This is a genomic window from Brucella sp. NBRC 113783, assembly GCF_040372265.1.
In the GTDB taxonomy this organism is placed as follows: Bacteria; Pseudomonadota; Alphaproteobacteria; order Rhizobiales; family Rhizobiaceae; genus Brucella; species Brucella teleogrylli.
Window position 1 is genome coordinate 347573 of the sequence record NZ_BAABRX010000002.1, and the last position, 12716, is coordinate 360288.

A 12716-nucleotide genomic window follows, 5' to 3' on the forward strand; every position below is an offset into this window, starting at 1 on the left:
AAATGCTGCAAATTGATGACGCGAGACCTATTCGCGTCATCACATCGAATTGAAAACGATCAATGATCGTGATCGCAAGCGCCGTTTGCTTCCATTTCCAGCGTCGTTTCACCGTTCTCGGTAACCACCTGCCGGTAGAAGCAGGACCGGCGTCCGGTGTGGCAAGTGGGACCGTCGCCAGCGACGCGAACCTTCAGCCACAAGGCGTCCTGATCGCAATCGGTGCGCAATTCGATGACGCTTTGCAGATTGCCGGACGTTTCACCCTTCTTCCAAAGTGTGTTGCGCGAGCGTGACCAGTAATGCGCGATGCCCGTTTCCAGCGTCAGGCTCAGCGCCTCCGCATTCATATGAGCCACCATCAAAAGCACGCCGTCCCGTTCATCGGTGACGACAGCCGTGATGAGGCCGGAAGCGTCGAAGCGCGGCATGAATACCGCACCTTCTTCTATCGTCTTTTTATCGGAAGGCTGGGCAGGGAAGGTCGTCATTGTCTCGCCTGAAACGGATAAGAGGCACGGGCTTTATACCACGTGCCTCGAAATATTTGAAAAACGTCGGTCATGCATGCCCGAAAAGCCGAAACCTTTCGGGACAGTGCATTATTTGCTGCGCGAGAGGGTCATGAAGCGCACCTGTTCATCCACCTTGGTCTTCATCTCACCGGTGAAGGTGGTGGTGATGGTGGTCGAACCCTGCTTGCGGATACCGCGCATGGCCATGCACATATGCTCGGCCTCGATCATCACGGCAACGCCGCGTGGCTTCAGAATGGTCTGAATGCTGTCGGCGATCTGGGCGGTGATGCTTTCCTGCGTCTGCAGGCGATGCGCGAAAATATCGACCACGCGGGCGATCTTCGACAGGCCGACAACCTTGTGGTCGGGCAGATAGGCGACATGCGCCTTGCCGATGATCGGAACCATATGGTGTTCGCAATGCGAGAAGAAGGAAATGTCCTTCACCAGCACCATATCGTTATAACCGGCGACTTCTTCGAACACGGTGCCAAGCACTTCTTCGGGGCTTTCCGCATAACCGGAAAAAAGCTCCTTATAGGCTTTGGCAACACGCTTTGGCGTTTCCAGAAGGCCTTCGCGGTCCGGATTATCGCCAGCCCACAGCAAAAGCGTGCGGACTGCCGCTTCCGCGTCGGCCTGCGTTGGCGTGCCGTGCAACGGGGTTACATTTGCCTGCTTCTTCGAAGGCAGGCCGGATTCGTCATCTTCTTTGAGGATGCGCGCGTCCATCAGTATTCTCCAGTAGTCTCCTTCGGGGAGGAGACGAGTTAAACGGACAATACAACGATACGCTTTGCGAGCGGGCGATGTATTGATCCGGCGGTTTAGGCCCACCGGACAGGTTTTCATGCCGCCACCACGGCGTTGTGCTAAAACATGATACCTGAAAGCACAAAGGCTTTTTTATACGTTATCATGCTCTAAAACACACTATCAGAACGTTCAACAATAGTTTTAAGTCCAACGTCCTGACACCATCCAAAGTGCAGGCATTACTTGCCTAATATATAGGGAGTAAATTGCAACTTCAAACTGCCGTCGAAAAACATTTTTTTGTTTTTTCTCAGGCTGGTGTCACCATTGTGAAATTCGTATCATTTCGGCGCAATGAAAAGCGGCAGGGGCAGGATTCGAAATCAGCTGAATCTGGCGCTATCTACGGATTTGAAGTTCCTGACTGCTGGCACCATGTAAGAACATGAGGCTGCATAGCCAGCATACCGGGCGGAAGGCTCACGCATATGATCGACGACATTTACAACAAGCGCATTCTGGAATTTGCGGGCAATATGGAGCGTATCGGTCGTTTGGCCGAGCCGGATGCCGTCGCAACGATGCATTCCAAACTGTGCGGTTCGACGGTCACCGTCTATCTCAAGATGGCCAATGGTGTCGTCACCGATTTTGCGCATGAGGTGAAGGCGTGTGCACTGGGGCAGGCGTCCTCGTCGGTCATGGCGCGCAATATCATTGGCGCGACCGCCGACGAACTGAAAGCCGTCCGCGGTGCAATGTATGCCATGCTCAAGGAAAACGCCCCGGCTCCGGAAGGGCGATTCGAAGACCTCAAATATTTCGAGCCGGTGCGCGAATACAGGGCCCGCCATGCATCGACGCTTCTGACCTTCGATGCTATTGTCGATTGCATTCGCCAGATCGAAGACAAAGCCAAGGCCGCCTGACGCCATGTGTTCCTGTGGTAAAGACCACACGACTGATACGCCGCCTCAAGCAAAGCGATACAGCCGCAACTTCACCGATGGCTGGCGCAAAACGCCGGGGAGGGTGTTTGGCACGGCATTCGTTCGACTCTATCAGCTGACGCTGTCGTCGCTGATCGGCAACTCCTGCCGCCATATGCCGACCTGTTCCGAATATGCCTATGAGGCAATCGCCCGCCACGGCCTGTGGAGCGGCGGCTGGATGGGGCTTTTTCGCGTCATGCGCTGTGGCCCGTTCGGCACCCATGGTTTCGATCCGGTGCCGCGCGAACTGGCGGGCGACCTCAAATGGTATTTGCCCTGGCGCTACTGGCGCTGTTCGGCTCCTCACGACTAAATACCCATGTTTTTACGCGATGCTTAGAATTCATTAACGATATCAATGTTTCTTAGGGAATAAGAATTGAGGCATCGTTATGGTCTTTTTCAGGCCGCAATTTGCCTGCACATCCAGCTAGCAATTCCATATCCGCGAGCCATCATGCTAACATCGCCGTCCCGTTTCGCACGTTTCGTTGCTTCCGTAGCGTTTGGAGCCACCGTTCTGTGTGCCTCTACAGCATTGGCAAAGCCGTCGTGGGTCGTGTTCGACGCTGATAGCAATCGGATACTTGGTCAGGACGACGCGAATCTCCAGCGCGCACCGGCCTCGCTCGCCAAGATGATGACGCTCTACATCACATTCGAAGCGCTGAAGACGGGTCGTCTCCATTGGGATGACGAGATGCCCGTCTCCAAAAATGCCGCTGCGAAAGTCCGCATGAAGCTATGGCTCAAGCCGGAGCAAACCATTTCAGTGCGCGACACCGTCAATGCAATGATCATCATCTCGGCCAATGATGCTGCCACTGTGATGGGCGAATATATCGGCGGGTCCGAAGCGGCCTTCGGGCGTCTGATGACACAGCGCGCACGCCAGATCGGCATGAAGAGCACTTTCTTCGTCAATCCGTCAGGACTGACCGCCAATATGACGCAGCTCACCACAGCACGCGACATGGCGGTGCTTGGCATGGCGCTGCGCCGTGATTTCCCGGACCAATATGCGCTGTTTTCCCAGCGCTCCTTCACCTATCGCGGCCGGGTTTATAACGGCCACAACAACCTGATGTACCGTTATGGCGGCGTCGATGGAATCAAGACCGGCTATACGAATGTATCCGGCTACAATCTTGTTTCGTCCGCGATCATTGATGGCAAGCATCTTGTCGGCGTTGTTCTGGGCGCCGGGTCGGCAGGCGAGCGGGACGGCCAGATGGCCAAGCTTCTGACCCGCTATGGCAATGCCAGCGGCGAGGGCACGGCTGTGGCTATGGCAAAGCCGGTCGCTTTAGCGCCAGCGCAAAAAGCAGCTCCGAAAAGAGATTCGGTTGCGGACTTGATCGACGATTCCCAGATTGAACAGGGCGACGGCGGCTATCTCGTCGCATCGGCAGGCGCGGCGTGGCGCATTCAGCTTGCAGCAACACCCACGCGTGCCGGAGCCAACGAACTTCAGGAAAAGTTCCGTCCCGCGGTGGATCAGGTCGCTCATGGGCTGAAGGGCGAGATTTCGCCGGACGGCAAGCGCCGCAAGGTCTATCGCGTCTGGTTTGGCGGCTTCAAGGATTCCGCTTCCGCCGAAAAGGCCTGCGCCAAGTTGAAAAAGCAGAATATCGACTGCTTGCCTATCAAGGGCTGAAATCCCATTTACAAATTGGCTTATAAATCCCGACAAATAGCCTTGTCGGGATGCCGTGCTTTACTGGCCGGACAAAAAATATTAGAAGCCTCACGATACAAGCACGCATGATCATGAACCACCCGCAATCGTTGGCGGGACTGGATAAGGACGAATAGAATGTCGAATACCGTTTCCATGCAATTCCCCGATGGTTCCGTACGGGACTATGATGCGTCGACCACCGGCACTGCACTCGCGGAATCAATCTCCAAATCTCTCGCAAAAAAGGCGGTGGCCTATGCCGTCGACGGCACCGTGCGCGATCTTTCTGATCCGCTTGGCGCTTCCGGCAAGATCGAGATTCTGACCCGCGAAGATCCGCGCGCGCTCGAACTGATCCGCCACGACACGGCGCACGTCCTGGCTGAAGCCGTTCAGGAGCTTTTTCCGGGCACCCAGGTTACCATCGGCCCCGTCATCGAAAACGGCTTCTATTACGACTTTGCGCGTAATGAACCGTTTACCCCGGACGACCTTCCGGTGATCGAAAAGAAGATGCGCGAGATCATTCAGCGCAACAAGCCGTTCACCAAGGAAATCTGGTCGCGTGACAAGGCCAGGCAGGTTTTTGCCGACAAGGGCGAAGCCTATAAGGTCGAACTCGTCGATGCGATTCCGGAAGGTCAGGACCTCAAGATCTATTACCAGGGTGACTGGTTCGATCTTTGCCGTGGTCCGCATATGGCTTCCACCGGCCAGATCGGCAATTCCTTCAAGCTGATGAAGGTTGCCGGTGCTTACTGGCGCGGTGATTCCAACAATCCGATGCTGACCCGCATCTATGGCACCGCCTTCGCCAACGACAACGACCTTCAGGCCTATCTGCATATGCTTGAAGAGGCTGAGAAGCGCGATCACCGTCGTCTTGGCCGCGAAATGGACCTGTTCCATTTTCAGGAAGAAGGTCCGGGCGTCGTGTTCTGGCATGCCAAGGGCTGGAAAATGTTCCAGAATCTGGTGAGCTATATGCGCCGTCGCCTCGACAGCCACGGCTATCAGGAAGTCAACGCGCCGCAGGTCCTCGACAAGTCGCTCTGGGAAACCTCCGGTCACTGGGGCTGGTATCGCGACAACATGTTCAAGGTGACGGTTGCCGGTGACGATACCGACGACGACCGCGTCTTTGCATTGAAGCCGATGAACTGCCCAGGTCACGTGCAGATTTTCAAGCACGGCCTGAAATCCTATCGCGATCTGCCGATCAAGCTTGCCGAGTTCGGCAACGTCCATCGTTACGAGCCGTCCGGCGCTCTGCACGGCCTGATGCGCGTACGCGGCTTCACGCAGGACGACGCGCACATCTTCTGCACCGAAGAGCAGATGGCAGCGGAATGCCTGCGCATCAACGATCTCATTTTGTCGGTTTATAAGGATTTCGGCTTCGAAGGGATCACCATCAAGCTCTCGACCCGCCCTGAAAAGCGCGTCGGTTCCGACGAGCTGTGGGATCGCGCTGAGAGCGTGATGATGAAGGTTCTGGAAGAAATCGAACAGCAGTCAGACGACATCAAGACCGGCATTCTGCCGGGCGAGGGTGCGTTCTACGGACCGAAGTTCGAGTATACGCTGAAAGACGCCATTGGCCGTGAATGGCAGTGCGGCACCACGCAGGTCGATTTCAACCTGCCGGAACGTTTTGGAGCGTTCTACATCGACAAGGAATCCGACAAGCGCCAGCCGGTCATGATCCATCGCGCCATCTGCGGTTCGATGGAGCGTTTCCTGGGCATTCTGATCGAGAACTTCTCCGGTCACATGCCGCTCTGGTTCGCGCCGGTTCAGGTTGTGGTGACGACGATCACTTCGGACGCCGATGATTATGCGGTCGAAACAGCCGCCAAGCTGAAGGCTGCCGGTTTGCAGGTCGTCACCGATCTGCGCAACGAGAAGATCAACTACAAGGTTCGCGAACATTCGCTCCAGAAGGTTCCAGTCATTCTCGTTTGCGGTAAGCGCGAAGCGGAAGAACAGACGGTCAATATGCGCCGCCTCGGCTCTCGCGATCAGGAATCGATGACGCTTGATGAGGCTATTGCCCGTCTGACCGAAGAGGCCACCCCGCCGGATTTGATCCGTCTCAAGAATGGCGGCAAATAACAAACGCCTCGCTCCAAACAAAAAGACCGCGCCTTAGCGCGGTCTTTTTTATCTCAGCGGAATTTAGAATCTCAGTCGAGGCTGTCGTCAGATGCCTCAGATTCCTTGTTGGCAATGACTTCGACTTCTTCGTTTTTTCCAGACGTAACCTTGAAATCCCGCTGATAGATGCGGTCTTTGTTCTTTGCGACGGCGACATAATCGCCCTCGATCAGCACCAGCGAGGAATAGGCACCCACACTTTCGCGCACCACATCGCCCGAGGCGTTGAGAACGGACCACGACGTGTCGGCCAGCGCTTCACCGCCCCGTTCGCGCACGAGCTTGAGGGTCATTTCCGCAGCACGATGCTCGACCGTGGCTTCGGTGAGTTTGCCTGCTTCGACACGAATATCGGCACGGATGATCGCATTGGCCGAACCATAATTGGAAACGACGTGGTAGGTGCCGCTATTGAGCCTGATGATCGCATTGGGCTTCACATCGGGAACGATCAAGGAACGATCACTATTGTCTTCGTCCGCATAGATCGAGAACCGCAGCAGATCATTGTTAATCTTGCTTTTGTCGGGCAGAACCGCACTCAGCTTCATCCCGCCCGCATCGAGCATCATGAGTTCCTGTCGGGCGTTGCCACCAAGCGTAATGCGCTTGGTTGCGCCAGCGCGCCCATAGGCCACATGAACGAGGTAACTTCCCTCCGGCAGATTGAAGACAGCGCTTCCGCCCTGTGCACTGGCGATCAGCGGCAATTGTCCGTCTGGCCCGACATTGGGAGAGAAAACGCGCCAGAACAAACCCGTTGGTATGTCGCTGCCATCATCCACGAGGCGTGCCTTGAGATCCAGTTCACTGGTTTTCATCAAGGGATTGTTTTCCGGGCTCGTCGGTGACGCATAGGGGCTGAGCGTTGGCAGATCAAGCGGCGGTTCAGGCAGGTTCAATCCACTGCTTGCCTCGGCAGCAGGATCGAGACCCTGCGCCCATGCGGGTACACCCGGAATCGCGGATAGCAGTGCGACAGCAACCCATTTGCCGCGAAAGTATCGGGATATTTGAACGCAAGGCAGAAGTTTGAAAACCGACATAGCTTTTTTGATCCCATGCCGGTGTCGAATTCAAGGCCAAATCGTTTCTGCCACCGGCATTTTTTTAACCATGGCTGTGCTGCGGTTTGCCAGAGTTTTGACTTTACACCGCCCCTGTGACGGGCGAGAAGAGGCGGCCCTCTCTAAACCGGAGTGGCAGTTCAGGTTTTAGCAAGTTCCAGTCGTGAGGTTTCCCGTGGCGCATCCGGTGTTCGATTTTCTAGCTCAGCGTAGTTCCACGCCGATTTCCGCAATCGGCGCTCCGGCACCGGAAGGTAAAGAACTGGCCGAACTGCTCAAGGTCGCGGCCCGCGTTCCCGATCATGGCCGCCTCACGCCCTGGCGCTTCATTTTGTACCGCGGCGATGCTCGCAAGCGGGTAGGGGAGTTGCTGGTCAAGCGCGCCGAAGAGCGCGAAGGCCCACTGCCGGAAGGCCGCAAGGAGCAGGAATTGACCCGATTCTCGCGCGCGCCGCTGGTGATCGGCATTATATCGTCCCCAGTGGGACATGAGCGCATTCCGGAATGGGAGCAGTTCCTGTCGGCTGGCGCCGTTGCGATGAACCTCTGCATTGCCGCCAATGCGCTCGGCTATGCCACCAACTGGATCACCAACTGGTATTCAAATGACGCGCCGTCCCGCGCGTTTCTCGGTCTCGCGCCAAATGAACGCGTGGCTGGTTTCGTTCATATTGGTACAGCCGAAAACAAGATGCCAGAGCGCCCCCGCGCTGATATGGACAAGATCGTTTCCGACTATTCCGGCCCGTGGGCGGGATAAGTTATCACCTTAAAATCATTTCCTAACACAAGGAAATATCGATGTTTTATGAGCCGAAAGAGGGGCATCCGCTGCCCCATAATCCCTTCAAGGCAATTGTCGCGCCGCGTCCAATAGGCTGGATCGGCACATGTTCGAAAGACGGCGCGGTCAATCTCGCTCCATACTCGTTCTTTAACGCGATCTGCGACACGCCGCCGATGGTGATGTTTTCGTCCAGTGGCATCAAGGACAGCGTGACGTTTATCGAGGAAACGGGCGAGTTCACGGCCAATCTGGTGAGCGACCATCTCAAGACGCATATGAATGCGTCATCCGTCGACGCACCGCGTGGTGTCAGCGAGTTCGACTATGCCGGATTGACCCGCGCATCGTCGAAAATCATCGCCGCTCCGCGTGTCAAGGAAGCCTACGCGTCACTGGAATGTGTCGCCGTGGACATCCGGCGATTGCAGGACAAGGAAGGCCAGCCGACCAATAACTATATGGTCATCGGGGAAGTCGTCGGCGTCCATATCGATGAAAGCATTCTGACCGACGGCCTTGTCGATATCGCCAAGGTAAAACCGGTAACCCGGCTTGGTTATATGGATTACGCCACGACGGAGAGCGTCTATCAGATGTTCCGGCCAAAATGGAAAGACAAGTAAGAGGGGTTTGTTAAAGCCCCTTTTTCTTGGCTTCGGTCCAGATATCTTCCATTTCCTCAAGGCTTGCTGAATCGAGGCTGTTTCCTGCCTCATCCAGCGTCTTTTCGATGAAATGGAAGCGCCGCTTGAACTTCTCATTGGCAGAAATCAGCGCCGTTTCTGCGTCAATCTCAAGGTGACGGCCCAGATTGACCATGGCGAAGAGCAGGTCGCCATATTCTTCCGCGATATTGGCTTTGTCCTGTGCGGCCATCGCTTCCTTGAGCTCGGCGGTTTCTTCCGAAATCTTGTCGAGAATCGGTGCCGCCTCAGACCAGTCAAAGCCAACTTTTGCTGCTTTCTGCTGCAATTTCAAAGCGCGGACGAGGGCAGGGAAGGCGTTCGGTATATCGTCAAGAAAACCGTTGCTCTCGCTCGTATCAAGCCCGAGATTGGCGCGGCGTTCCGCACGCTCCGCCTTCTCTTCCGCCTTGATCCGGTTCCACGAACCCTTGGCCATACCGGCGCTTCGGGCTTCCGCATCGCCAAAGACATGCGGGTGGCGGCGGATCATCTTATGGGTGATCGCCTCCACCACATTGCCGAAATCGAAGCTGCCTTGCTCTTCAGCCATCCGCGCATGGAAAACCACTTGCAGCAGAAGATCGCCCAGTTCCTCGCGCAGATCGTCCATATCGTCGCGCTCGATGGCGTCGAGAACCTCGTAGGCTTCTTCCAGCGTATATGGCATGATCGAGCGGAAGTTCTGCTCCACATCCCAGGGGCAGCCGGTTTCCGGATTTCGAAGGGCGGCCATAATTTCGAGCAGGCGGTCGATATTGCGGGAAGGGGTCATCTGCGCTCCATCGAACTTCGTTAATACCGTTGCCAGTTGCTCCCAAAGAATCATCTGGAACGGGTTGAAGTCCGTTGCCGATTTTGCATAGTCAGCTCGGGATCGCACATCGGGGCGGCATGTTCAACAAGTGGATACTTGATCAATGACAATTCTTGTGACTGGCGGTGCCGGCTATATCGGCTCTCATACCTGCGTTCAGCTGATCGAGGCAGGCCATGAAGTGGTCGTGGTCGACAATTTCGACAACAGTAACCCGGAAGCCCTTCACCGGATCGAAAAAATCACCGGTCGCGCGCCCATTCGCGAGCCGGGCGACATTCGCGACCGCGCGCTTCTGGAGCAGATCATCACCCGTCACAAATGCACGGCGGTGATCCATTTTGCGGGCCTGAAGGCTGTCGGAGAATCAAGTGAAAAGCCGCTGCATTATTATGACTGCAATGTGCTGGGCACGCTGCGGCTGTTGCAGGCGATGGAGGCCACCGGCGTCAAAACGCTGGTCTTCTCATCCTCCGCCACCGTCTATGGCGATCCGCAGAAGCTGCCGATCACCGAGGACCAGCAGCTTTCCGCGACCAATCCCTATGGTCGTACCAAGCTGATCATCGAAGAAATGCTGCGCGATCTCTATAACAGCGACAACAGCTGGAGGATCGCCATTCTGCGTTACTTCAATCCCGTCGGCGCGCATGAAAGCGGCCTGATTGGCGAAGACCCGAAAGGCATTCCGAACAATCTGATGCCGATCATCGCCCAGGTTGCAACTGGACGCCGGGAAAAGCTCAACATCTGGGGCAATGACTATGCGACACCGGATGGCACGGGCGTCCGCGATTACATCCACGTGGTCGATCTGGCCGCTGGACACCTCAAGGCTCTGAAAAAGCTGGACGAGCCGAAATGCTTCGCCGTCAATCTCGGCACAGGGCAGGGCTACAGCGTCCTCGATGTCGTCAAGGCGTTCGAGCACGTCTCCAACCGCCAGATTCATTACGAAATCGCACCGCGTCGTCCGGGCGACGTTGCCGAATGCTACGCCGATCCGACTTTTGCCAATGATTTCCTCGACTGGTCGGCTGAAAAGAACTTGCGCGAGATGTGTCAGGACATGTGGAACTGGCAGGCAAAAAATCCCAATGGATACGAATAGATCGGCGTCACGCGCTCATCGCAAGTAAATCCCGGAAAAGTGAAGCAGACGGGTCTGTTTTCGATCCACCAATGGTTGAAAACAGGCCCGATGCGTTTAATAAACAGGCCCCGCAAAATGGGCTTATGTCCCTGAATATCCCTGTTTCATGGATACGAAACGGCGCCCAATTTCCTAAAAGGCGCGCCGAACAAGATTGGACGAAAGAATGCGCTTCCTGCCGGATAAATTCACCACAATGTTGATCGCCACAATTCTGCTGGCATCGGTGCTCCCGGTACAGGGCGAGTTTGCCGAATGGTTCGGCATGGCGACAAAAGTGGCCGTCGGTCTTCTTTTCTTCCTGCACGGAGCGCGGTTGTCGCGCGAAGCCGTTATTTCAGGCATCACCCACTGGAAGCTGCATCTCGTGGTCTTCCTGTCCACTTTCGTGCTGTTTCCGATTCTGGGCCTCACAGCGGGATGGGTTATTCCGGGCCTCGCACAATCGGCCTTCTATACCGGCATTCTCTACATCTGCGTTCTGCCTTCGACGGTCCAGTCATCCATCGCATTCACATCGATGGCGGGTGGCAATGTGTCCGCGGCGATTGTCTCGGCTTCTGCTTCGAATATTTTCGGCATGTTTCTGACGCCACTGCTGGTGGGCTTGCTTTTTGCGGTGCAAAGCGGAGGAGGCGGCATCTCTCTTGATGCGTTTGAATCTATTCTGCTGCAATTGCTGCTGCCCTTCGTTCTGGGTCAAGTCCTGCAGCCCTGGATCGGCAATTTCATGCGGCGCAACAGCAAGCCGCTCAGCTTCGTGGATCGCGGTTCGATCCTGATGGTCGTCTATCTGGCTTTCAGCGAAGCCATCGTGGAAGGCCTTTGGAAATCGGTCTCCTGGGACGATCTGGTGATGATGGTCGGCGTCAACATCGTGCTGCTGATTGCCGTCCTGTTGATTACCTGGTACGGCAGCAAGCGACTGGGCTTCAATCGCGCTGATTGCATAACCATCCTGTTTTGCGGCTCCAAGAAAAGCCTTGCCAGTGGTGCGCCGATGGCTAGTGCCATTTTCGCGAGCGCCAATGTGGGCAGTATTGTGCTACCATTGATGCTGTTTCATCAGATACAGCTTATGGCTTGCGCGGTGATTGCGCGAAAACTGGCCGATCATAAATAAGCTGCACGACCATCAGACTTTGAAAAGGCATACGACAATGGCGCAGACCGACGACAAATCCTTCGATGAGGACGCTCTGGCGGAAGCCTATGATCGTGCGCTTGCGCTTGAAAAGGCTGGCGATTTCGACGGCGCTGCTAAGGCCTATGAAGAAGTTCTGGCCATCGATCCCGACGACCATGGCGGCGCTACCGTGCGGCTGGCCAGCATGGGACGCGGCGCTGTTCCACTGAAAGCGCCAGATGCTTATGTGGCAACATTATTCGACCAGCACGCGGAAATGTTCGACACAATTCTCGTGGACCAGCTTGGTTACGACGTGCCGCTGCAATTGCGCGAAATATTGCTGGAGATCGACGACGAGTTTCATCGTGATCGTATGCTTGATCTTGGTTGCGGCACGGGCCTTTCCGCCGATGCGCTCGACGACATGGCGACGCACAAGACCGGTGTGGACATTTCTGAAAACATGATCGAAGTCGCTTTTGAAAAAGGTGATTACGACGCGCTGTTCGTGGGCGAAGCGGTACGCTTTCTGGAAACCACAGCCGAGGACAACTGGGACCTGATCGTGGCAACCGACGTGCTGCCTTATATGGGCGAACTGGATCGGTTCTTTGCAGGCGTGGCGACGCAACTGGAGCCGGACGGCTATTTTGGCTTCTCCAGTGAAACGCAGGACGATACGCGCTTTGCGGGCCGGGCGTTTATGGTCGGCGATTATCAGCGTTTCGCGCATGCAAAATCATACGTGACAGCAATGCTGGATGCGCACGGCATGGACTGCATCCGCTGTGAAAACATCACCGTGCGTAGCGAACAAGGATCGCCGGTTCCCGGACATCTTTACGTCGCGCGACGTCGCTGACATTTCGATCCAGCGTGGTTGAACTGAACCACGCTAGATCGCTTGATGACGGTTGGCGTAATTGTCTGGTTCATCGAATAGTCGTGGAGCTGGACGTGCTTTCACATCGCCGTT

At 55.7% G+C, this 12716-nt stretch carries 13 protein-coding genes; 9 read left to right on the forward strand and 4 right to left on the reverse strand.

Annotation, left to right across the window (positions count from 1 at the left end; translation table 11 throughout):
* Nucleotides 1–59 precede the first annotated feature (59 nt).
* Both hisI and folE read right to left on the reverse strand, forming a co-directional pair.
* A complete protein-coding gene (gene hisI, locus ABWW11_RS06965; RefSeq protein WP_109369079.1) occupies nt 60–491 on the reverse strand; it encodes a phosphoribosyl-AMP cyclohydrolase in 432 nt (143 codons plus the stop codon).
* A gap of 111 nt (nt 492–602) precedes the next feature.
* Nucleotides 603–1250, reverse strand: coding sequence for a GTP cyclohydrolase I FolE (folE, locus tag ABWW11_RS06970; RefSeq protein ID WP_109369080.1), 648 nt, complete (start codon nt 1248–1250; stop codon nt 603–605).
* Between the two features lie 512 nt (nt 1251–1762).
* Here folE and ABWW11_RS06975 point away from each other — a divergent pair.
* The 4 genes from ABWW11_RS06975 (at nt 1763) to thrS (ending at nt 6062) form a co-directional block, all read left to right on the forward strand.
* A complete protein-coding gene (locus ABWW11_RS06975; RefSeq protein WP_109369081.1) occupies nt 1763–2203 on the forward strand; it encodes an iron-sulfur cluster assembly scaffold protein in 441 nt (146 codons plus the stop codon).
* 4 nt (nt 2204–2207) lie between these two features.
* Nucleotides 2208–2579: a membrane protein insertion efficiency factor YidD gene (gene yidD, locus ABWW11_RS06980; RefSeq protein ID WP_109369082.1), complete on the forward strand. Its 372-nt coding sequence runs from the start codon at nt 2208–2210 to the stop codon at nt 2577–2579.
* Nucleotides 2580–2723: 144 nt separating this feature from the next.
* Complete coding sequence (locus tag ABWW11_RS06985; RefSeq protein WP_109370233.1) at nt 2724–3923, forward strand: D-alanyl-D-alanine carboxypeptidase; 1200 nt, start codon at nt 2724–2726, stop codon at nt 3921–3923.
* A gap of 159 nt (nt 3924–4082) precedes the next feature.
* The gene (gene thrS / locus ABWW11_RS06990; RefSeq protein ID WP_109369083.1) at nt 4083–6062 is read left to right on the forward strand and encodes a threonine--tRNA ligase; all 1980 of its coding nucleotides are present in this window, start codon (nt 4083–4085) and stop codon (nt 6060–6062) included.
* Between the two features lie 71 nt (nt 6063–6133).
* Here the strand turns inward: thrS and ABWW11_RS06995 are convergent, their stop codons facing one another.
* Entirely contained in the window at nt 6134–7150 is a 1017-nt protein-coding gene (locus ABWW11_RS06995; RefSeq protein ID WP_319080483.1) for an RgsD C-terminal domain-containing protein, read from the reverse strand.
* Between the two features lie 196 nt (nt 7151–7346).
* On the opposite strand from ABWW11_RS06995, the gene ABWW11_RS07000 reads away from it, so the two are divergent.
* Nucleotides 7347–7931 (forward strand): nitroreductase family protein, encoded by a 585-nt coding sequence (locus ABWW11_RS07000; RefSeq protein WP_109369084.1) that lies wholly within the window; start codon nt 7347–7349, stop codon nt 7929–7931.
* Nucleotides 7932–7972: 41 nt separating this feature from the next.
* The gene (locus tag ABWW11_RS07005) at nt 7973–8581 is read left to right on the forward strand and encodes a flavin reductase family protein (RefSeq protein WP_109369085.1); all 609 of its coding nucleotides are present in this window, start codon (nt 7973–7975) and stop codon (nt 8579–8581) included.
* 10 nt (nt 8582–8591) lie between these two features.
* Here the strand turns inward: ABWW11_RS07005 and mazG are convergent, their stop codons facing one another.
* Complete coding sequence (gene mazG, locus ABWW11_RS07010) at nt 8592–9416, reverse strand: nucleoside triphosphate pyrophosphohydrolase (protein WP_109370235.1); 825 nt, start codon at nt 9414–9416, stop codon at nt 8592–8594.
* Between the two features lie 145 nt (nt 9417–9561).
* On the opposite strand from mazG, the gene galE reads away from it, so the two are divergent.
* From galE to ABWW11_RS07025, 3 genes are all read left to right on the forward strand, one after another.
* The gene (gene galE / locus ABWW11_RS07015; protein ID WP_109369086.1) at nt 9562–10569 is read left to right on the forward strand and encodes a UDP-glucose 4-epimerase GalE; all 1008 of its coding nucleotides are present in this window, start codon (nt 9562–9564) and stop codon (nt 10567–10569) included.
* Nucleotides 10570–10777: 208 nt separating this feature from the next.
* Entirely contained in the window at nt 10778–11734 is a 957-nt protein-coding gene (locus ABWW11_RS07020; RefSeq protein ID WP_109369087.1) for a bile acid:sodium symporter family protein, read from the forward strand.
* A 37-nt stretch (nt 11735–11771) separates the two neighbouring features.
* A complete protein-coding gene (locus tag ABWW11_RS07025) occupies nt 11772–12602 on the forward strand; it encodes a class I SAM-dependent methyltransferase (RefSeq protein ID WP_109369088.1) in 831 nt (276 codons plus the stop codon).
* Nucleotides 12603–12716 lie beyond the last annotated feature (114 nt).